Annotated in this window: 17 protein-coding genes; 9 read left to right on the top strand and 8 right to left on the bottom strand. The window is 60.6% G+C overall.

The features are described from left to right. Window positions 1-110: 110 nt before the first annotated feature. Entirely contained in the window at window positions 111-1,457 is a 1,347-nt protein-coding gene (algB, locus tag VF672_RS01990) for a sigma-54-dependent response regulator transcription factor AlgB (RefSeq protein WP_037017110.1), read from the top strand. Between the two features lie 10 nt (window positions 1,458-1,467). After that, a complete protein-coding gene (locus VF672_RS01985) occupies window positions 1,468-3,255 on the top strand; it encodes a KinB sensor domain-containing domain (RefSeq protein WP_331100856.1) in 1,788 nt (595 codons plus the stop codon). 15 nt (window positions 3,256-3,270) lie between these two features. On the opposite strand, the gene VF672_RS01980 is transcribed toward VF672_RS01985, so the two are convergent. The 6 genes from VF672_RS01980 to VF672_RS01955 form a co-directional block, all read right to left on the bottom strand. Further along, window positions 3,271-4,887, bottom strand: coding sequence for an EAL domain-containing protein (locus tag VF672_RS01980; RefSeq protein WP_331100854.1), 1,617 nt, complete (start codon window positions 4,885-4,887; stop codon window positions 3,271-3,273). 81 nt (window positions 4,888-4,968) lie between these two features. Continuing rightward, entirely contained in the window at window positions 4,969-5,745 is a 777-nt protein-coding gene (locus VF672_RS01975; RefSeq protein WP_331100852.1) for an N-acetylmuramoyl-L-alanine amidase, read from the bottom strand. Window positions 5,746-5,843: 98 nt separating this feature from the next. Beyond that, entirely contained in the window at window positions 5,844-7,961 is a 2,118-nt protein-coding gene (locus tag VF672_RS01970; protein WP_331100850.1) for a diguanylate cyclase, read from the bottom strand. Beyond that, window positions 7,958-8,839 carry an endonuclease/exonuclease/phosphatase family protein gene (locus tag VF672_RS01965; protein WP_331100848.1) on the bottom strand — a complete coding sequence of 294 codons (882 nt, stop codon included), beginning with the start codon at window positions 8,837-8,839 and terminating at the stop codon, window positions 7,958-7,960. The genes VF672_RS01970 and VF672_RS01965 overlap by 4 nt, the downstream gene beginning before the upstream one ends. Before the next feature lie 9 nt (window positions 8,840-8,848). After that, window positions 8,849-9,490: a thiol:disulfide interchange protein DsbA/DsbL gene (locus tag VF672_RS01960; RefSeq protein ID WP_331100846.1), complete on the bottom strand. Its 642-nt coding sequence runs from the start codon at window positions 9,488-9,490 to the stop codon at window positions 8,849-8,851. Window positions 9,491-9,683: 193 nt separating this feature from the next. Continuing rightward, window positions 9,684-10,301: a c-type cytochrome gene (locus tag VF672_RS01955; protein WP_331100844.1), complete on the bottom strand. Its 618-nt coding sequence runs from the start codon at window positions 10,299-10,301 to the stop codon at window positions 9,684-9,686. A gap of 231 nt (window positions 10,302-10,532) precedes the next feature. Between VF672_RS01955 and yihA the strand changes: the two genes are divergently transcribed. Then, window positions 10,533-11,168 (top strand): ribosome biogenesis GTP-binding protein YihA/YsxC, encoded by a 636-nt coding sequence (gene yihA, locus VF672_RS01950; RefSeq protein WP_065987940.1) that lies wholly within the window; start codon window positions 10,533-10,535, stop codon window positions 11,166-11,168. A gap of 237 nt (window positions 11,169-11,405) precedes the next feature. Here yihA and polA read toward each other — a convergent pair whose 3' ends face one another. After that, window positions 11,406-14,171 carry a DNA polymerase I gene (polA, locus tag VF672_RS01945; RefSeq protein WP_331100837.1) on the bottom strand — a complete coding sequence of 922 codons (2,766 nt, stop codon included), beginning with the start codon at window positions 14,169-14,171 and terminating at the stop codon, window positions 11,406-11,408. A 74-nt stretch (window positions 14,172-14,245) separates the two neighbouring features. Here polA and VF672_RS01940 point away from each other — a divergent pair, with 74 nt between their 5' ends. Beyond that, a complete protein-coding gene (locus VF672_RS01940) occupies window positions 14,246-14,536 on the top strand; it encodes a DUF2782 domain-containing protein (RefSeq protein WP_331100835.1) in 291 nt (96 codons plus the stop codon). A 34-nt stretch (window positions 14,537-14,570) separates the two neighbouring features. Beyond that, window positions 14,571-15,521 (top strand): homoserine kinase, encoded by a 951-nt coding sequence (locus tag VF672_RS01935; RefSeq protein ID WP_331100833.1) that lies wholly within the window; start codon window positions 14,571-14,573, stop codon window positions 15,519-15,521. Window positions 15,522-15,593: 72 nt separating this feature from the next. Here VF672_RS01935 and znuA read toward each other — a convergent pair whose 3' ends face one another. Then, window positions 15,594-16,517 carry a zinc ABC transporter substrate-binding protein ZnuA gene (gene znuA, locus VF672_RS01930; RefSeq protein ID WP_331100830.1) on the bottom strand — a complete coding sequence of 308 codons (924 nt, stop codon included), beginning with the start codon at window positions 16,515-16,517 and terminating at the stop codon, window positions 15,594-15,596. A gap of 66 nt (window positions 16,518-16,583) precedes the next feature. Here znuA and VF672_RS01925 point away from each other — a divergent pair, with 66 nt between their 5' ends. The 4 genes from VF672_RS01925 (at window position 16,584) to VF672_RS01910 (ending at window position 19,517) form a co-directional block, all read left to right on the top strand. Further along, complete coding sequence (locus VF672_RS01925) at window positions 16,584-17,066, top strand: Fur family transcriptional regulator (protein ID WP_192130555.1); 483 nt, start codon at window positions 16,584-16,586, stop codon at window positions 17,064-17,066. Then, window positions 17,066-17,872 (top strand): zinc ABC transporter ATP-binding protein ZnuC, encoded by an 807-nt coding sequence (znuC, locus tag VF672_RS01920; RefSeq protein WP_331100826.1) that lies wholly within the window; start codon window positions 17,066-17,068, stop codon window positions 17,870-17,872. The genes VF672_RS01925 and znuC overlap by 1 nt, the downstream gene beginning before the upstream one ends. Further along, entirely contained in the window at window positions 17,865-18,647 is a 783-nt protein-coding gene (gene znuB, locus VF672_RS01915) for a zinc ABC transporter permease subunit ZnuB (protein WP_331100824.1), read from the top strand. The genes znuC and znuB overlap by 8 nt, the downstream gene beginning before the upstream one ends. Window positions 18,648-18,803: 156 nt before the next feature. Beyond that, the gene (locus tag VF672_RS01910; RefSeq protein WP_331100822.1) at window positions 18,804-19,517 is read left to right on the top strand and encodes a PA5502 family lipoprotein; all 714 of its coding nucleotides are present in this window, start codon (window positions 18,804-18,806) and stop codon (window positions 19,515-19,517) included. Window positions 19,518-19,973 lie beyond the last annotated feature (456 nt).

The raw sequence follows: 19,973 nt of genomic DNA, 5'->3' as shown, positions 1-19,973 counted from the left end.
TTTCCGAAGATCGCTACCATGCAGCGTAAAGAATCAATCAGAATGAACCATGCAACTTGCCCGATGTTTCCGGGACTAACACAGACTATTCATTGAGGAGCGTAGGAAACATGGAAGCAGCCGCTGAGAATCAGGGCCGTATTCTGCTCGTGGATGATGAATCCGCCATCCTTCGCACCTTTCGCTATTGCCTGGAAGATGAGGGTTACAGCGTAGCCACCGCCAACAGCGCGGCGCAGGCAGAGGCGCTGCTGCAGCGTCAGGTGTTCGACGTGTGTTTCCTGGACCTGCGTCTGGGTGAGGACAACGGGCTGGACGTCCTGGCGCAGATGCGCGTGCAGGCCCCCTGGATGCGCGTGGTCATTGTCACGGCGCATTCGGCGGTCGATACCGCCGTTGATGCCATCCAGGCCGGTGCCGCCGATTATCTGGTGAAGCCTTGCAGCCCCGATCAGCTGCGTCTGGCCACCGCCAAGCAGTTGGAAGTCCGCCAATTGTCGGCGCGACTTGAAGCGCTTGAGGGCGAAGTACGCAAGCCGAAGGACGGCCTGGACTCGCACAGCCCATCGATGATGGCGATTCTGGAAACCGCCCGCCAAGTGGCCAACACCGACGCAAACATTCTGATCCTCGGCGAGTCCGGTACGGGTAAGGGGGAGCTCGCGCGTGCGATCCATGGGTGGAGCAAGCGCGCCAAGAAAGCCTGCGTAACGATCAACTGTCCTTCGCTCACTGCCGAGCTGATGGAGAGCGAACTGTTCGGCCATAGCCGTGGTGCCTTCACCGGCGCCAGCGAAAGCACGCTCGGACGCGTTAACCAGGCGGATGGCGGAACCTTGTTCCTCGACGAGATCGGCGACTTTCCCCTCACGTTGCAGCCGAAACTGCTGCGTTTCATTCAGGACAAGGAATACGAACGCGTCGGTGATCCGGTCACCCGTCGTGCTGATGTGCGTATTCTGGCCGCGACCAACCTCAACCTTGAGGACATGGTCCGCGAAGGCCGTTTCCGTGAGGATCTGCTGTATCGCCTGAACGTGATCACCTTGAACCTGCCGCCCCTTCGTGAGCGCAGCGAAGACATCCTGACGCTGGCGGATCGCTTCCTGGCGCGCTTCGTCAAGGAATACAGTCGGCCGGCGCGGGGCTTCAGCGAACAGGCGCGCAGTGCGCTGCTCAACTATCGCTGGCCAGGCAACATCCGCGAGCTGCGGAACGTCATCGAGCGCGCAAGCATTATCTGCCCGCAGGAGAAGGTCGAAATCACCCATCTCGGCATGGCGGAACAACCCGTCAACAACGCTCCGCGCGTGGGCGCCGCATTGAGTCTCGATGAGTTGGAGAAAGCCCACATCGGCGCGGTACTGGCCACCAGCGATACGCTGGATCAGGCCGCACGCACGCTGGGGATCGACGCCTCGACGCTGTACCGCAAACGCAAGCAGTACAACCTTTGACAGGCCGCCGGTGATGTTTGCGATGAAGTTGCGCACCCGACTCTTCCTGAGCATCTCGGCACTCATCACCGTTGCCCTGCTCGGCTTGGTGCTGGGACTCGTCAGCGTCATGCAGATGGCCAAATCTCAGGAATCATCGATTCGGCACAACTTCCTCACGCTCGATATTGGCCTGAAGCTGCGACAGAACCTGGGCGACCAACTGGTCATGATGCTCAAGGACCGACCCGATCAGGCAGCGATCAAGCAAAACCAGCAAGAATTCCTGAACCTGCTTGATCAGGGCATCGACCATGATCAGCAAACCGGGGTTCCCAGCGGGTTCGAGACGGCCCGGGTGAACTACGGTCGTTTCGTCAAAACCATCGAGCAGTCCAGCGAGCATGCTGACGCGATCCGCGACGACGAGGCCGTCACCGAAGCGTTCAACACGCTGCGCAACGGCCTGCTTGACGCCCATCGTCAGGCGCTTGAGAACATTAGTCAGGCGGAAAGCGCTTCGAGATCCCAAGCGCTCTGGGTCGCAGCATTGCTGGGGTTGGTAGGGCTGGCGATCCTGGTCATCGGGTTTGTCACCGCTCATGGCATTGCACGGCGATTTGGCGGGCCGATCGAAGAGCTGGCCAAGGCGGCGGACCGAATCGCTCAAGGGGATTTCGACGTCACGCTGCCCACCTCCTCATCGGACGAGATGAATCTGCTCACCCACCGTTTCGGCATGATGGCCGACGCGTTGCGGCAGCATCAGAAAACCAACGTCGATGAGCTGCTTGCCGGCCAGCAGCGTTTGCAGGCTGTGTTGGACAGCATCGATGACGGGCTGCTGATGATTGATCGTCAGGGACGGCTGGAACACCTGAATCCGGTCGCACAGCGGCAGTTGGGCTGGGAGGAAAGCCGGTTGGGGCAGGGCCTTGGCGAAGCGTTGCAACGGCCGGAGCTGGACGAGCAGCTGTATCTGGTGTTGCGCGGCGGCACGCTCGAACGGGCACCCGACGATCTTTCGATCGAGATCGATGGCGAAACGCGCTTGCTCACCTACAGCCTCACGCCGGTCAGCCATACCAAAGGGCACATCGTCGGCGCTGTCATGGTGCTGCATGACGTCACGGAACAGCGGGCATTCGAACGCGTGCGCAGTGAGTTCGTGCTGCGAGCGTCCCACGAGTTGCGAACCCCAGTCACCGGCATGCACATGGCGTTCGGTCTGCTCCAGGAGCGCGTGCATTTCCCGCCGGATTCCCGGGAAAAGGACCTGCTCGACACCGTCAACGAAGAAATGCAGCGCTTGATGCAGTTGATCAACGACCTGCTGAATTTCTCGCGTTACCAGAACGGCCTGCAAAAGCTGACGCTGGAGCCATGCGACATCGGCGAATTGCTCGAAGGGGCGCGTCAGCGATTTGCTGAAACCGCCCATGATCAAGATGTCATGGTGCTGCTTGAAACCCAGGAGCCGCTGCCTCGTGTCCAGGCGGACAAGGCGCAGCTTGACCGGGTGCTCGACAACCTGCTGGACAATGCCTTGCGGCATACGCCGAGATCCGGCTTGATCCGCCTGCAAGCGCGGCGTCATGGCGAGCGATTGATCATTAGCGTGGAAGACAACGGCGAAGGCATCGCCTACGGGCAGCAAGCCCGAATCTTCGAGCCGTTCGTTCAGGTGGGGCGCAAGAAAGGCGGCGCCGGCCTGGGGCTGGCGTTGTGCAAGGAAATCGTTCAGCTGCATGGCGGGCGGATGGGCGTCTATTCGAGGCCCGGGCAGGGCACGCAGTTCTACATGGCGCTGCCGCTCTAAAACGGCGTTTCGGCGCTACGCCACATCGTCCGCACGACGCCCGGCGCTGCGCCTGCCGCCTGTGACCAGTTCGGTGAACTTGGTGGCGCTCAAAGGCCTGGCGAAGAGCCAGCCCTGGCCGTAGATCACGCCTTCGCTCTTTAGCAGCAATGCCTGCGACTCAAATTCGATGCCCTCGGCGATGACCCTCAATTGCAGCGCATGGGCCATGCGAATGATGTGCGGGGCCACGCCACTGCTTGCCGCATCATGACCCAGAGCATCAATGAACGCCTTGTCGATTTTCAGGCAATCCACGGGAAGTGTCTGCAGGTACGCCAGGCTGCAATAACCGGTGCCGAAGTCATCAATCAGCACCTGATGCCCACGATCGCGCAGCGCCTGGAGGTGATTGCGCGCGACGACTACGTCCACGAGACCGCGCTCGGTCACCTCGAAGGCAATCTGGCGCGGCGCCACGCGGTGCAGCGCCAGCAGCTTTGCCGTCACCCGACCGATGCGCGGTGCCATGACGTCGCACGCCGCCAGATTAACCGAGACGTACAGATGCGGATTGGCGCGCAGCAGATGGCCTAACTGCTCAAGCAATTGTTGAAGCACAAAGTCGGTGATCTGGCGGATCTGGCCGGTATTCTCCGCAAGCGGGATGAACAGGTCAGGGCTGGTGAGCGTGCCATCGGGACGTCGCCAGCGCACCAAGGCCTCAGCACCCACGCACAGCCGCGTGTTGAGGTCGAAAATGGGTTGATACAAGACCTTTAGCTCACCCCGGCGCAGTGCTCCGTGCAGCTCGCCCCCCAATGATTGACGCTGACGCACCAACTGCAGAACGAGAATGCCGATGAACAGCGAAATCAGCAGGCTGGCCGGAACCAGCAGCCACCATGCGCCACTGATCTTCTGTTGCAGGCCACTGCGCGGCGTAATGAGGACCAGCTGATATTCCGGGCTTTGGGTCGGCATCCGATACACCAGTTTGTCCTGGCTCGTCATCAGCGTGTCGGTGGAGGTGGGCGACCAATCGGGCGTGGGCGGCCAGGGTTGAGGCGGGCCTAATACCGGAACCGCTTTCGCCCCGTGATCGAGCACCACGACCAGACTGCCGCCTGCCGGCAGGTCAACGACATCGGTCAGGTGGCCGCGGGAGGTAGAAACGCGAAACTCGCCGCGCCCGAGCATCAGAGAAGCCAGATTATCGTCGGGCTGGGTCGAGGTGTTTAGCCAATAATCGTAAGTGGGCCCGCGAATGTCGGGTGGCCTGGGCTTGCCAATCAGGCTCCGCCGGGTCCAGCTGGAGCAGACCTGACTTTCGCTGATGTACGCCACCTCGTAAATAAAGCGGTAGCGCGAGTTCACCTGACGCAGCTGCTCGACCATTTCCGGGCTGCAACCTCGTAGGGGCTGCGCCTCAAGCTGGTCAAGCCCGGCTCTCAACTGCCCGAACAACTGTTCCAGGCGGACCAAAAACCGTTCGCCCTGGGCATTCATTTGCGCACGTTCATCCTGCCGGGCCTGATGCATTGCCAGACCAAAACTGCCCGCCAGCAGGACGGCCGCGCTCAGCAGCGTGGCCAGTAAAGCCAGAAGCCAGGGGCGGTAGAGGAAAGAGCGCAGCTGCGTCGCCGTGAACATCGGCAGTTATCCGAATGAATACCAGTGAGTTATAGCAACAAGCGCAGAAATAGCCCGCAAAAAATCGACAATTACCGGAATTTAGTGCCTGAAGTTAAGTACTTGCAGCATAGCCGCACTTTGCAGATCCGGTTCACCGTCAAATTTCTGTGGTCGGTAGTGCATCTGGAAGGCCGCCAGGACGTGGCGCGTTGCGATGTCCAGCTCCCCGGTCTGCGGCGTCGGGTAACCCAGCAGCGCCAATTGCTGCTGGAACCACACGACCGTCGGCACAATACCCATCAACCGAGCCTGACGCTGCGCGACCTGCTGCTCATCCGGCCAGATCCCCAGCCCCTCCTGCGCGAGTCGCTTCCACGGGAATAACGGCCCCGGGTCGAGCTTGCGCAAAGGAGCGATGTCGCTGTGGCCAATAACATGACGGGGTTCGATGTGGTTGCGCTTGACGATGTCTTTGAGCAGCACGATCAGGGCCTGAATCTGCGCCTCGCTGTAGGGATACCATAGCCGTCCCGTGGGCGTGTCGGTGTAGCCCGGGTTGACGATCTCGATACCGATGCTGCTGGAGTTGAGCCAGGTGCGCCCGTCCCATTCACTTTCACCGGCGTGCCATGCGCGCTGGGACTCATCAACCAGTTTGAAGGTAGTGGCGGGACCATCGCCGATCAGGTAATGCGCGCTGACTTCACCGTGGGTCAGCAACGCCAAAGACCGCTCAAGCGAGGCGGACGTGTAATGCACCACCACAAACTGCGCGCGGCTGTCGAAGTTGACCGAGGGGTGGCTGGTGTCGATCTTCGGTCCGCTGCTGCAAGCGGTTAGCAACAACAGCAGGAAAAGCGCTGGGAAAGACTTCATGGCGGCACGACGTGTAGGCGAATAATGCAACAGTGTAACGTAACGTCGGCGGTGCATTCAAAATGCTTGGCGCGCGCACAGCCGACCCGGCGATGAACTCAGCCTTGCTCTATGCGGTTTCGGCCTTCGTGCTTGGCGCGATAGAGGGCCTGATCCGCACGTTTGAGCACAACATCGCTGCGTTCACCCGGGTGGAATACCGTGATGCCCATCGACACCGTGACGGTGACCCGCTCGCCCTTGAAGTGAAACGGGCACTGTTCGATACCCTCGCGCAGCCGCTCCAACAGCGCCAATCCTTCATCCATCGTCGTAGTCGGTAGCAGAACGACAAACTCCTCCCCACCAAACCGCGCAAGGAAATCCGAGTCTCGCAGCCGCTTGCGAAGCTGACCGGCGATGATCTTCAAGACCTTGTCGCCGGCCAGGTGGCCGTAGCCGTCATTGATGCGCTTGAAGTGATCCAGGTCGAGAATGCCGAGCAGCAGACTGGAGCGCCTCCTCTGCAACTGGTCGATTTCACGCTCCAGCCGCTCGTTCCAGGCCGCGCGATTTGGCAGGCCTGTCAGCGTATCAATCAGCGCCTTTTGCCGTTGCTCTTCCAGGTGAACCCTGAACCCAAGCGCCTCTTGCTCCATCGTAGCTACACGACTGGCAAGGGCCTGGAGGCGCGTGGCTACTTCCTGCTCACGCTGGTCGCGTTGCTGCTGATGGTGATCCATGGTGCCAATCAGGCCTTCCAGGCGACTTTCGAGCACATGCTTCAAACTGTCGAGGTCCGCCGCCTGTTGCACGCTCGTTTGCAGGTCGTCGACATGCTCGCGCAATTGATGATCCAGTTGACGCGACGCTGATTGCTGATCGGCATGGTCCTCACTGGCCGCGAGCAGACCGCTCTGGAACGACTCGAGGCGCTCGTTGAGCTGTTTGAGATACGCCTCGAATTCATGCTGGCCACTGTCGGTAATGGCGAGCATTAGTACTGCAAGATCGTCAAGGATCGGCAGCAGTTCATACCAGTTCAGGCCATGTTCCAGTCGACTGCGCATGGCTTCGGCCTGTGGCCGATGGTGCTCCGGCAGCGTCAGCTCGTCGAGCAGGCCCAGCAGCGTTTCTTCGATGTGGGCCGCGACGGAACTGTAGCTTGGCTCGGGCGAGGAGGGCAGCGTATAGGGGCCTTCCTCTTCAAGAACGGTATCGTCAGGCTCATCGACTTCAGCAACGACGTCGGTATCGACAGCAACGTTGGTCTCGACAGCGTCGTCCGCCTCAGGCTCTTGCTCCTCTTGGGAGGAGTCTTGAGCAGCACGCTCCACCGCTTCGCTGTGTGGAGCGTCATCGGTTATGGGTTGCAGGAGGGGATCACCGGTGTGGAGCGGTGCTTCGGGCTTTTCGTCTTCTCGGGCATCTGTCCGGTGCTCGGGCTCGGGCTCTGGCTCGGACACGACTGAATGGACGGCCGCACCCGGTTGCGGCTCTGCGTCAGTGCGCTCGGGCTCTGCAACGACGAGCGGGTGATCCGGCACGATGGCGCGGCGCAGTTCACCCTCAAGCTCAGTGTTTTCAGGATCCGCTTCCGGCACGGCGGCGGGCGGTGGCCGCGCATCGTCGTTGGCCTGCGGCGTGAGCCTGGCCGCCTGGGTAACGGCAGGCGGCAACGGGGCCGATTCGTCACCCTCGCCGCCCGCCTCACGGTTGCCACCGAACAATCGCTGCAGAAAGCCCGGCCGCGACGCTTCATCAGGGCGTTCGATCTGCGACAGCGCCTGTCCCTGAAGGCCGCTCAACTCACTTAATAGCAGCGGCAGCTCACGGGCTTGATTGATGCGGTCTTCCAGACCTTTGGCGAAGCGCTTGAGCGGCTTGCTGACGTCCTTGGGTAGCGGCAACGCCTGTAGCTGGGCGACTAATGACGTCAGCGCCGTGCCCATTTGCTCGACACGCTGCTCACGGCGCTGCTCGGAATCCAGCACGGCTTTTTCAAGGCGCGGAATCAAGGCGGCCAGGCCTGCGTCCATGTCGTCCTTGCGAACGATTTCGCGCATTTCCTTCATGCACTGGTCAACCGCCTTGTCGGCCCCTTCGGCCGCCAGGCTGCTGCGCACAAGGCCGCGACGCAGCAAGTCGAGCCGCGCGTTCCAGCGCCGCTCCAATTTGTCTTGCTGCTCGATGCTCTTGAGGTACTTTTCTTTCCAGCGCTGCGCGTCGTCGGTCATTCCACAGGTCCGCGAGGAGATGTGCTTGTTATCGGCAGGGAGTCACCCATTAATGAGGCCGGCAAGCGAATCTCCACCGCGACGGGCAGATGATCGGAAATGGGCTGGGCCAGTACCTGGACTTTTTCAAGCGTCAGGGTCGGGCTCAGGAGGATATGGTCAAGGCATCGCTGCGGGCGCCAGCTTGGGAACGTGGCCTCGATTTGCGGTGCAAGCAGGCCCAGGTCACGCAGTGGCGAAGTTTGTAGCAGGTCGTTGGCGTGGGTGTTCATGTCGCCCATCAGCACTTGATGGCGATAGCCGCCAATCAACTCGCGAATGTACGCAAGCTGCCGTGTCCGGGTGCGTGCGCCGAGCGCAAGGTGCATGACCACCGCAACCAGGGCGTCGGGACCTTCACCGAAGCGAACGAGGATGGCGCCACGTCCGGAAGGGCCTGGCAGCGGATGGTCTTCGATTTCCCACGGCCGCAATCGGCTCAGCACGCCATTGCTGTGCTGAGCCAAGCGGCCGAGGTTTCGATTGAGCTGCTGGTGCCAGTACGGGAACGAACCAAGCTGAGCGAGGTGTTCGACCTGATTGACGTAGCCCGAGCGCAAGCTGCCGCCATCGGCTTCCTGCAAGGCGACCAGATCATAGTCGCGCAGCAGATCGCCGATCTTTTGCAGATTCCCGGCTCGCCCGTTGTGGGGCAGCAGATGCTGCCAGCCCCGGGTCAGGTAGTGACGGTAGCGTTCGGTGCTGTTGCCGACCTGAATGTTGAAACTGAGCAGGCGAAGCCGACCGTCGGCCGGCAGCCCTGTCTCGTGAAGATGATGCTCGTTGACCTTCGGCGTGTGCCGGGCAACGACCCGTTCAGTAGTGCCCCAGCGCGCCATGGTCAGCGCTTACTTGGCGATCAGCGTGGCGCGTTCTTTGGCGATCAGTTGATCGGCCACCTGCAGCGCTTGCTCCGGACCACCGGCAGTGCCGAGGTCAAAGCGGTACTTGCCGTTGACGATCATGGTCGGGACGCCCGTGATCTCGTATTTCTTGGCCAGCTCTTTGTATTGGGCGATCTTGCCCTTCACAGCGAACGAGTTGAAGGTCTCGAGGAACTTGGTCTTGTCGACGCCCTGAGTGGCGACAAACTCAGCCATGTCGTTCGGATCAGTCAGGCGCTTGCCGCCTTTCTGAATGGCGTCAAACACGGCGGTGTGGACTTTCTTCTCGACGCCCATGGTGTCGAGGGTAATGAATAGCTGGCCGTGTGCGTCCCAAGGGCCGCCAAACATCGCTGGTACGCGAATGAAGTGGACATCAGCGGGCAGTTTCTCGACCCATGGATTGATGACCGGCTCGAATGCGTAGCAGTGCGGGCAGCCATACCAGAACATTTCAACGACTTCGATCTTGCCCGGCTCGGAAACAGGAACAGCGCTTTTCAGCTCGACATATTGCTTGCCGGCTTCGATGGGCTCTGCTGCTTGAGCGGTCAGACCGAACAGGCTGGTAAAAATCAGAGCGGCGCTGAGAATCAGATTACGCATGCTTAACTCCTGGGCATGGAAGGTCACCTCGGTGGCCGCAGTTCGACCGGCCGGGGTGATACGAGTTCGCAAGTGTAACGCCTGCAGCCACAAAAAAGGGCAGCCGTTCGCTACCCTTTTTGGCCCGCCGGGGCAGGTCTGTTGGCAATTTGTTTTGCCAACGGCTTCCTTCGAAGGATGGAGGTCCTGGCCCTCAGTGCAGCCCTTGAATGTACGCCGCCAGCGCTTCGATATCCTTGTTGCTCAGCTTCGCCGCGACGGTGCGCATGACCTGGGTATCGCCGTCGTTGGTGCGGTCACCTTCACGGAACGCTGTGAGCTGTTTCTTGATGTAGTCAGCGTGCTGCCCACCCAAGTGTGGAAAGCCTGCCGTTGCGACGCCGGCGCCGTCCGGTGAATGGCAACCGGTGCAGGCCGGCATGCCCTGACCGAGCTTGCCACCGCGAAACAGCGCTTCCCCTTGGACGACCAGACCGGGATCAGATGTACCGACGCTGGCTTTCTGGCCGGTGTAATAGGCAGCGATGTCAGCCATATCCTGATCGGTGAGCGGGTTTAGGAGGCCGGTCATCTCAAGCACGACACGCTTGCCGTCCTTGATTTCGTGCAATTGCTTGAGCAGATAGCGCTCGCCCTGGCCCGCGAGTTTCGGAAAGTCGGGCACCAGGCTGTTGCCATCGGGCCCGTGACAGGCGCCGCAGACAGCCGCTTTCGTTTGCCCGACGGCAGGGTCGCCCAGTGGTGAGTCAGCTGCTTGCGCGAGGCCATTCAGGCTCAGGACCAGCAGCAGGCTGGACAGAAATAGGTTCATGGGCTGATCCGGTGCGGCTGAAAGTGCCGCCTTGATGACTGGCTGTCTTGAGGGAAAGCGGCCTGTTTTTGCACGTTAGAGTGGAGATTCCAGACGGCTTTTGCCTCGGCAAGACCGTCGCGGGGGTGGGACAAGGCACACATGAAATCTGCGGCATTATATACTCGCGTCCATTGAACGGAAAACGACACCCCGTTGCCCACACGCTGCAACGCCCTCACCGGATATCTCATGCAACTCAAAAACCCTATTCTCGGCCTGTGCCAACAAGCCAAGTTCATGCTCAGCGCTGCCAAAGTCGACCAATGCCCGGATGACGAAGGCTTTGAAGTCGCCTTCGCCGGCCGTTCCAATGCCGGTAAATCCAGCGCGCTCAACACGCTGACTCACGCCAGCCTGGCGCGTACCTCAAAGACCCCTGGCCGTACCCAACTGCTGAACTTCTTCAGCCTGGACGACGACCGGCGCCTGGTTGACTTGCCGGGCTATGGCTATGCGAAGGTGCCGATTCCGCTGAAGCTGCACTGGCAACGCCACCTCGAGGCCTATCTGGGCGGCCGTGAAAGTCTGAAGGGGTTGATCCTGATGATGGACATCCGCCACCCGATGACTGACTTCGATCTGCTGATGCTCGATTGGGCCATTGCCAGCGGCATGCCGATGCACATCCTGCTGACCAAGGCGGACAAGCTGACCTTCGGCGCTGCGAAAAACACGCTGCTCAAGGTCCAGTCGGAAATTCATCGCGGTTGGGGTGACGCGATCACCATCCAGCTGTTCTCGGCCCCCAAGCGGATGGGCCTGGAAGAGGCTTACACCGTGCTGGCGGACTGGATGGAATTGGAAGACAAGGCACCTGCGGCCTGAATCGCAGGCAAAAAAAACCCCGGACTTCATGTGGGGAGGGGAAGTTCGGGGTATAAGCCCAGACCTCTCGGGAGGGGTCCGGATATCTGCCAACACTTAACACAACATAGGAGCATGAACGGCTACGTCAGCCATTCGCAAACTCAGACCGGAGTTTGTCCGCCGAAGTTCAAAACCGGCGGAAATTTAATGGCAGGTGCGGTTCCGATTCTGGGCAGAATCGGAACGACAAGGTCTTTAATGCGCCTCGTCCCAGTTATTCCCGACACCCACTTCAACCAGTAACGGAACATCCAGTTCGGCGGCGCCGCTCATGTGCACGCGGATGTCCTTGCTGATCTGTTCGACCAGATCTTCCCGCACTTCCAGCACCAGTTCGTCGTGCACCTGCAGGATGACCCGAGCATCCAGACCTGATTCGTCCAGCCAGCCGTTAACCGCCACCATTGCCCGCTTGATGATGTCAGCTGCCGTGCCCTGCATCGGTGCGTTGATCGCCATGCGCTCGGCGCCTTTACGCAGCGCCTGATTTTTCGCGTTGATGTCCGGCAGGTACAGACGACGACCAAAGATAGTCTCAACGTAACCTTGTTCCGCCGCTTGAGCACGCGTGCGCTCCATGTAATTCAGCACACCCGGATAGCGCGCGAAGTAGCGATCCACGTACGCCTGGGATTGCTTGCGGTCCACACCAATCTGCTTGGCGAGTCCGAACGCGCTCATGCCGTAGATCAGGCCGAAGTTGATCGCCTTGGCGCTGCGACGCATGTCGTTGGTCACGTCCGGCAGTTCGACACCGAATACCTCGCCTGCCGTCGCCCGGTGCACGTCCAGGTCGTTGCGGAAGGCGTGCAGCAACCCTTCGTCCTTGGCCAGATGCGCCATGATCCGAAGCTCGATCTGCGAGTAGTCAGCCGCCAGCAGCTTGTAGCCTTGCGGGGCCACAAATGCCTGACGAATGCGACGGCCCTCGGCGGTCCGGATGGGGATGTTCTGCAGGTTCGGATCGCTGGAGGACAGACGCCCGGTCACCGCCACCGCCTGGTGGTAAGAGGTGTGAATCCGCCCGGTGCGCGGATTGATCTGCTCCGGCAGGCGATCGGTGTAGGTGCTTTTCAGTTTGCTCATCGAGCGGTACTGCATCAGCACCTTGGGCAACGGGTATTCCTGCTCGGCCAGCTCCGCGAGCACTGCTTCAGCCGTGGACGGCTGGCCGGTGGCGGTTTTGCTGATGATGGGCATGCCGAGCTTTTCGTAAAGAATCACTCCGAGCTGCTTGGGCGAGCCGAGATTGAACTCTTCCCCGGCGATGGCGAACGCCTCGCGCTCCAGCTCGGTCATTTTGTTGCCCAGCTCGACGCTCTGATTGCCCAGCAGGTTGGCATCGACCAGCGCACCTTGACGCTCGATCCGCGCCAACACAGGCATGAGCGGCATTTCGATGTCGTTCAGCACCGGCGCCAGGCTCGGCGTCTTGGCCAGCTTCTCCTGCAGCACCTCATGCAGACGCAGCGTCAGGTCTACTTCTTCCGCCGCATACGTACCGGCCTGCTCCAGCGCGATCTGGTCAAAACTCAGTTGTTTTGCGCCTTTGCCCGCGATGTCCTGGAAATTGACCGGCGTGTGGCTCAGGTATTTGGCGACGAGGCTGTCACGGTCGTGGCGCGTCGCGGTGGAGTCAAGCACGTAGGATTCGAGCATCGTGTCAAACTTGACGCCCTGGACGCTGATGCCCTGGCCTTGGTCGCCGTCAATGGCACAGTTGGCCAGTAGGTTGATCGCATACTTGGCGTGCTGGCCGACCTTGATCTTGCTCGCGTCTTCCAGCATGGGCTTGACCGCTTTCAATACCGCGTCACGATCAAGCTGCTGCTGGACGCCCATGTAGGAATGGGTGAGCGGGATGTAGCAGGCTTCGTGGGTCTTGATCGCGAACGACAAGCCAACAATCTGCGCGCGCTGGGCGTCGATACCATTGCTTTGCACCACGAAAGCGAACAGCTGCGCGGCTTCCAGCTTTTTCAACCAGTCATCGAATTGGGTCTGCTCAAGAATGAGCTCGTATTTGGCCTCGATGATCGGCGCCGGCTCGGCAACGGGAGCGATTTCGGCACCTTCCTGGCGGGCATCGCGTTGCAGGTCGGTGATCCAGCTCTTGAACTCCAGCTCGGTGTACAGCGCCATCAGCGCTTCACGGTCTGGCTCGCCGCAGTGCAGGGCATCGAGTTCGATGTCCAGCGGCACGTCGATCTTGATGGTCGCCAACTGATAAGAAAGGAACGCCATCTCCCGGTGTTCTTCGAGCTTGGCCGGCAAAGACTTTGCCCCCCGAAGCGGCAGGGTCGGGATCTTGTCGAGGTTGTCGTAAAGCTCTTTCAGGCCACCGTTGATGCCGGTCAGAAGACCCGCTGCGGTTTTCTCGCCGACGCCGGGTACGCCCGGGATGTTGTCGACCTTGTCGCCCATCAGCGCAAGGTAGTCGATGATGTGCTCCGGACCGACACCGAACTTTTCCTTCACGCCAGCGACGTCCAGCACGCTGCCGGTCATGGTATTGACCAGCGTGATATGGCCGTCGACCAGTTGCGCCATGTCCTTGTCGCCGGTGGAGATGACCACCGGACGGTCAGCGGCAGCGCTGCTGCGCGCCAGTGTGCCGATCACGTCATCGGCCTCGACGCCTTCAACGCACAACAGCGGGTAGCCCAGGCCTCGCACGCAGTTGTGCAGGAAATCGATCTGCACGCGCATGTCGTCCGGCATGCTAGGACGGTTGGCTTTGTATTCGCCGTACAGCGCGTCGCGGAACGTTCCGCCCTTGGCATCGAAGACCACGGCGAACGGGCTGTCGGGATACTGCCGGCGCAGGCTTTTAAGCATATTGAGCACGCCCTTGACTGCACCGGTCGGCAGGCCTTTGGAGGTCGTGAGCGGCGGCAGCGCGTGGAAAGCGCGGTACAGGTAAGAGGAACCGTCCACCAGGACGAGGGGCGCGAGACTCATGTGCAAGATCAACCTTTTCGGCGGGGTCGGCGCTAGAATGCGCGGACCGTTGACGACAAAGGCACAAGGTTATCATGCGCGCGCTGAATCGCCTGTTACTGCTCGGCGGGTTGCTTGCCTGTCCGTGGCTGGCGTGCGCAGCGGATGACGAAGCGCCATCAGCGGAGCCTGATGTCACGATTCGTCAGGACAGCGACGGCTTCATCAAGGAGTATCGCGCGAACGGATTCGTGTACGCCGTGAAGATCACCCCCAAGCACGGGAAGCCTTATTATCTGGTGCGTGCCGACGGCACAAGTGGTCAATTCATACGTTCGGATCAACCGGACATGCTGATACCCCAATGGGTGCTATTCAGCTGGTAACGCCTTACATTCACTCTTTTGCTGGCAGTCTTCTATGTCCGTTTTTACTCCCCTGGCTCGGCCCGAGCTGGAAGCTTTTCTCGCCCCGTACGGGCTTGGCGCCCTGCGTGATTTTCAGGGCATTGCCGCTGGAAGTGAAAACACCAATTTCTTCATCAGCCTGGAGCAGGGCGAATTCGTGCTGACCCTGGTGGAGCGCGGTCCGGTTCAGGAAATGCCGTTTTTCATCGAGCTGCTCGACGTGCTCCATGACGCCAACCTGCCCGTGCCCTACGCGCTGCGCACCACTGACGGCCAGGCGTTACGCGAGCTCAAAGGCAAGCCGGCCTTGCTGCAGCCGCGCCTGTCGGGCAAGCACCCGGCCCAGCCCAATACCCAGCACTGCGTGCAGATCGGCGAGTTCATGGCGCACATGCACCTGGCCACGCGCAGCCAGACCATCGAACGCAAAACCGATCGTGGTCTGGACTGGATGCTGGAGGAGGGCAGTAATTTCATTTCGCACCTGGACGAGGCGCGGGGCGCGCTGCTCACCAAGGCCGTCGAGGAGATTCAGCGTCGCAAGGACGGCATCATGGCGCTGCCGCGCGCCAATGTGCACGCCGACCTGTTTCGCGACAACACGCTGTTTGAGGGCACTCACCTCACGGGCGTAATCGATTTCTACAACGCCTGTTCCGGGCCGATGCTGTATGACGTGGCGATTGCCGTGAATGACTGGTGCTCGTTTGAGGATGGCACCATTGATGCGCCGCGCGCTCGGGCGTTTCTGGGTGCCTACGCCGCGCTAAGGCCGTTCACCGCCGCTGAAGCCGAACTGTGGTCGACGATGCTGCGTGTGGGCTGCGTGCGCTTTTGGCTGTCTCGCCTCATTGCCGCCGAGACCTTCGCCGGCCAGGACGTGCTGATCCACGACCCGGACGAATTCCGTAAACGCCTGGAGCAACGTCAGCAAACGCATATTCCGTTGCCGTTTGCGTTGTAGTCATTTCTGATTGGCTGCCGCTACGCGGCAGATCGCGGGACAGGCCACGATCCTACAGGCGTTACGACTACCTCATAGACCTTCCAGACACCCCGCCAGGTCATCCGCCAACGTGCTCAGCAATTGCTCGTAACCTTGAGCGGTGGCGGGTGTATAGCCGCCTAATCCGTCCAGCTCGGCCAGTTTGACCGGTAAGCCCGCACTTAACGTGTCGGCCAGACGCGGGCGAAGGGGCGGTTCGCTGAACACGCAGGTCTTGCCGAATTCAGTCAACCGCGCGCGCATGGCGGCGACGTGTTGGGCGCCTGGCTGAACTTCGCTGCTGACGGCAAATACGCCTGCATGCTTCAACCCGTACGCTTCCTCGAAATAATCAAACGCCTCGTGAAACACGAAATACTGTTTGCCGGAGATCCCCGCGACACGCTGTTTGATGGTGACGTCCAGCGCGTCAAGGCGTGCGTCGAAGGCCTTGACGTTGCTTTGGTAACGCGCCGCATTGGCCGGATCGGCCTCGCTCAAGTCAGCGGCCATTTTCGCGGCAATCACTCGCGCGTTAGCCGACGAAAGCCACAAATGCGCATCGACGCTGCCCGGGCGGTGGTCGTGATCATGCTCGTCGTCTTCATCGTCATCGTGGTGATCGCTGGTCGCTGTGAAATGGCGCAGGTGCATGCCCGGCAGGGACTCGACCGGGACCGAGACCTTGCTGCGCCCGGACAATACCCGGGGCAGGAAGGTCTCCATGTCCGGGCCGATCCAGTAGAGCAAATCGGCCTCTTGAACGCGCCGTACGTCGGATGGCCGCAGTGCGTAGTTATGGGGAGAGGCGCCGGGTGGCAGCAGCACTTCCGGTACGGCAATTCCGTCCTGCACGGCGGCGGCGATCAGCTGCAGCGGCTTGATGCTGGTCAATACGCGGACGTTGGCCTGGGCAGCCGTGACGGTTGAAAAACCGGTGATAAATACGACAAAAAGTAAAAAAAGTCGGGACACGATAACCACTCATGGGGGCAGGAACGGGTAACATAATAACGTCTCTCTCAAAGGCCGTCGCCGCTCATGTCTAAAACACCCCTGGCCAGTCGCCCCCACGATCACTCCCATTGCGTGCACAGTGCGCTCACTGAAGCCGACTCGCTGTGCGCGGGCAAAGGCTTGCGGCTGACGGCCCTGCGTCGTCGCGTACTGGAGCTGGTCTGGCAGAGCCACAAGCCGCTGGGTGCTTACGACATCCTCGCCGTGCTCAGCGAAGAAGACGGCCGCCGCGCCGCGCCGCCCACGGTGTACCGCGCGCTGGACTTCCTGCTGGAAAACGGCCTGGTGCACCGCATTGCGTCCTTGAATGCATTCGCCGGCTGCAACCACCCGACCCACGCGCATCAAGGCCAGTTCCTGATCTGCCGCGAGTGTCACGCCGCCATCGAGTTGCAGCACGCCACCATCAGCGCCGCTATCGTCGACGCCGCCAACGAGGTCGGTTTTGACGTTGAAGCCCAGACCGTCGAAGTCGTCGGCGTGTGTGCCGGGTGCAAGGCCGCCTGATGAGCGATGCACTGATCCGCCTGAAAGACGTCAGCGTGACACGCGCCGGCCAGAGCGTACTTGAACATATCCAGCTGAGCGTCAGATCGGGCGAAATCGTTACCCTGATCGGACCAAACGGCGCGGGGAAAACAACACTGGTGCGCGCCGTTCTCGGGTTGCTCAAGGCTGACTCGGGCGAGGTCTGGCGCAAGCCGAAACTGCGAATCGGCTACATGCCGCAAAAGCTGCACATCGACGCAACGCTACCGTTGTCGGTGCTGCGCTTTCTTAGGCTGGTACCCGGTGTTGATCGAGACACGGCACGGGCGGCACTGATAGAAGTCGGTGCCGAGAAGGTGATAGACAGCCCGCTCCAAGGGATTTCCGGTGGCGAGATGCAGCGGGTGCTGCTGGCGCGAGCGCTGCTGCGCAAACCGGAGCTACTGGTGCTCGACGAGCCGGTGCAGGGCGTTGATGTCGCCGGGCAGGCCGAGCTCTACGCGCTGATCACTCAGCTGCGCAACCGGCATCAATGCGGCGTATTGATGGTCTCCCACGATTTGCATCTGGTCATGAGCACCACCGACCAGGTGGTCTGCCTCAATCGCCACGTGTGTTGCTCCGGTCACCCCGAACAGGTCAGTACCGACCCTGCGTTCGTGGAGCTGTTCGGCCTGAATGCGCCGAGCTTGGCGATTTACCACCATCACCACGATCACGCGCACGACCTGCATGGCGAAGTCTGCCAACCCGCGCCTGCTCACGATCACCTTCCTGGCGACCATCACAATCACGACCACGGGGACAGCTGCAAGCATGGCTGATTTTCTTCTTTACGCCTTGCTGGCAGGCCTCGCGTTGGCGGTGGTGGCAGGCCCTTTGGGCTCTTTCGTCGTCTGGCGGCGGATGGCCTATTTCGGCGACACGCTGTCCCATGCTGCACTGCTCGGTGTGGCGCTGGGCTTTCTGTTGGACATCAGCCCGACGATCGCCGTGACCGTGGGCTGCTTGCTGCTCGCGGTGTTGCTGGTGACGCTGCAGCAGCGTCAACCGTTGGCGTCCGACACCTTGCTGGGCATTCTCGCGCCAAGCACTTTGTCCCTTGGACTGGTGGTGTTGAGCTTCATGCGTGACGTGCGCATCGACCTGATGGGCTATCTGTTCGGCGACCTGCTGGCCATCAGCCCGAACGATCTGGCGTGGATTCTCGCGGGTAGCGCATTGGTTCTGGTGTTGATTTGCGCACTGTGGCGGCCACTGCTGGCGATCACCGTGCATGAAGAGCTGGCCACGGTCGAAGGCCTGCCGGTGGCGACCTTGCGCATGACCTTGATGCTGCTGATCGCGGTGGTCATCGCCGTGGCCATGAAAATCGTCGGCGTGCTGCTCATCACTTCGCTGCTGATCATCCCCGCCGCTGCGGCACAGCGTCACGCCCGTTCGCCAGAACAAATGGCGCTGGGTGCGAGCCTCATTGGCGTCATTGCGGTGTGCGCGGGTCTGGCGTTGTCATGGTTCAAAGACACCCCGGCAGGCCCGTCTATCGTGGTTTCGGCGGCGGCGCTGTTTTTGCTCAGCTTCCTTTTGCCCAAGCGGTAGAACCTTGGGTGGCAGGCAGAGTCATACTCCGCAATAATCGAATGGCGGCAATGTGCAATGACTCCTTGCGCGGCCACCGATGGTGATCAGTATTTTCGGTGCAAGTCAGTTGTGTGTAGACTTGCTCGTTTTTTGCGCAAATAGAGAATCGCAGGAATGAAGCCGTTCGCATCCCGTTATCTGCTGCTTGCTGCATTTTCCATCCTGTTGAGCGCTTGCCAGAGCAAGCCCGTCGAGCAGCCCGCACCTGCGGCCGCCCCCGATGCCTATCAACAGCTGGAACAGAACATTGCAGGCAGCGAGTTGGCGACTGCCGAAGACCAGTTGGCCGCGCTGCAAAGTAAATCCCCGGATGATCCCCGACTCGAGCAATACCAGCGTCAGCTGGCCGAGGCGTACCTGAGCCGCAGCCAGATCGTGCTGCAAAAAGGCGACATGAATGCTGCCGCTACGGCGCTCAGCCGTGCTCGCGCCTTGATGCCTAAGGCGCCGGCGCTGACCAGTGGCGTCAACGGTGCAATCGCCCATGCACGCAAGGCCGAGTTGGAGAAGGCCGAAGCCGATCTGCGTGCGGCCGAAGCCAAACGCAAGGCGAAGGTGATCGACCCGAGTGCCGAGAGCACGACCATCGAGCTGAAACTGGTCGACATGAAGCAGCTGCGCCGTCAGTTGAGCGACATTGCTGAGGACGTCACCGCGTTCAACTGCGATGTCACGGTGCAGGTGCCGCGCACAGACGACTATCCTTGGCTGGCGACATTACTGACCAAGCGCGTGACGAAGATCAATCCGGATTTCGAGCTGCAGATGCAGCGTGAAATCGAGCGCACCGAGCCGGCGAAAATTGTGTTGAAACCCGCTCAGCTCTGATCGTTTTTTGAGCAAAGAAAAGGCGTTGCCCTCGCGGGCAGCGCTTTTTTTTCGCGCGTCCTTCCATCCCTTCAAACGGGACAGGCGCCAGCCCCACAGCGCGAGAAGTTGCGCACTCGTTTGTTGAAAATGGACGGGTGGATACTCTGCGGGCCACGTGGTTTTTGGTGTGTAGGCGATTGGGCAAGAAGTTGCGCAGCGGTGCGCAACTTCTTATGCACTTTCCCTTTGGTGTCTGGTTTGGCGTTCGCTAAAACCTCTTGTTTTATTCTTAAGCTATTGATTTTTCAAAGCTAATTCATAGCTGGCACAGCGCTTGATATCTCCGTCGCCCCCGGCTTGGCATGTACGCCTGCCGGATGGTTTTTGAGCACGGAGAGCATCCTTGGCAAACCCCGCAATTACGCCCGGCATCGACGACAAACGAGAGCCTCAAGTGGCGGTTGTTCCGCTTGA

Origin of the sequence: Pseudomonas sp. (assembly GCF_036387035.1) — a bacterium.
GTDB lineage: Bacteria > Pseudomonadota > Gammaproteobacteria > Pseudomonadales > Pseudomonadaceae > Aquipseudomonas.
The sequence above is the reverse complement of the archived record's forward strand: the minus strand, read 5'-3'. Positions and strand labels throughout refer to the sequence as shown.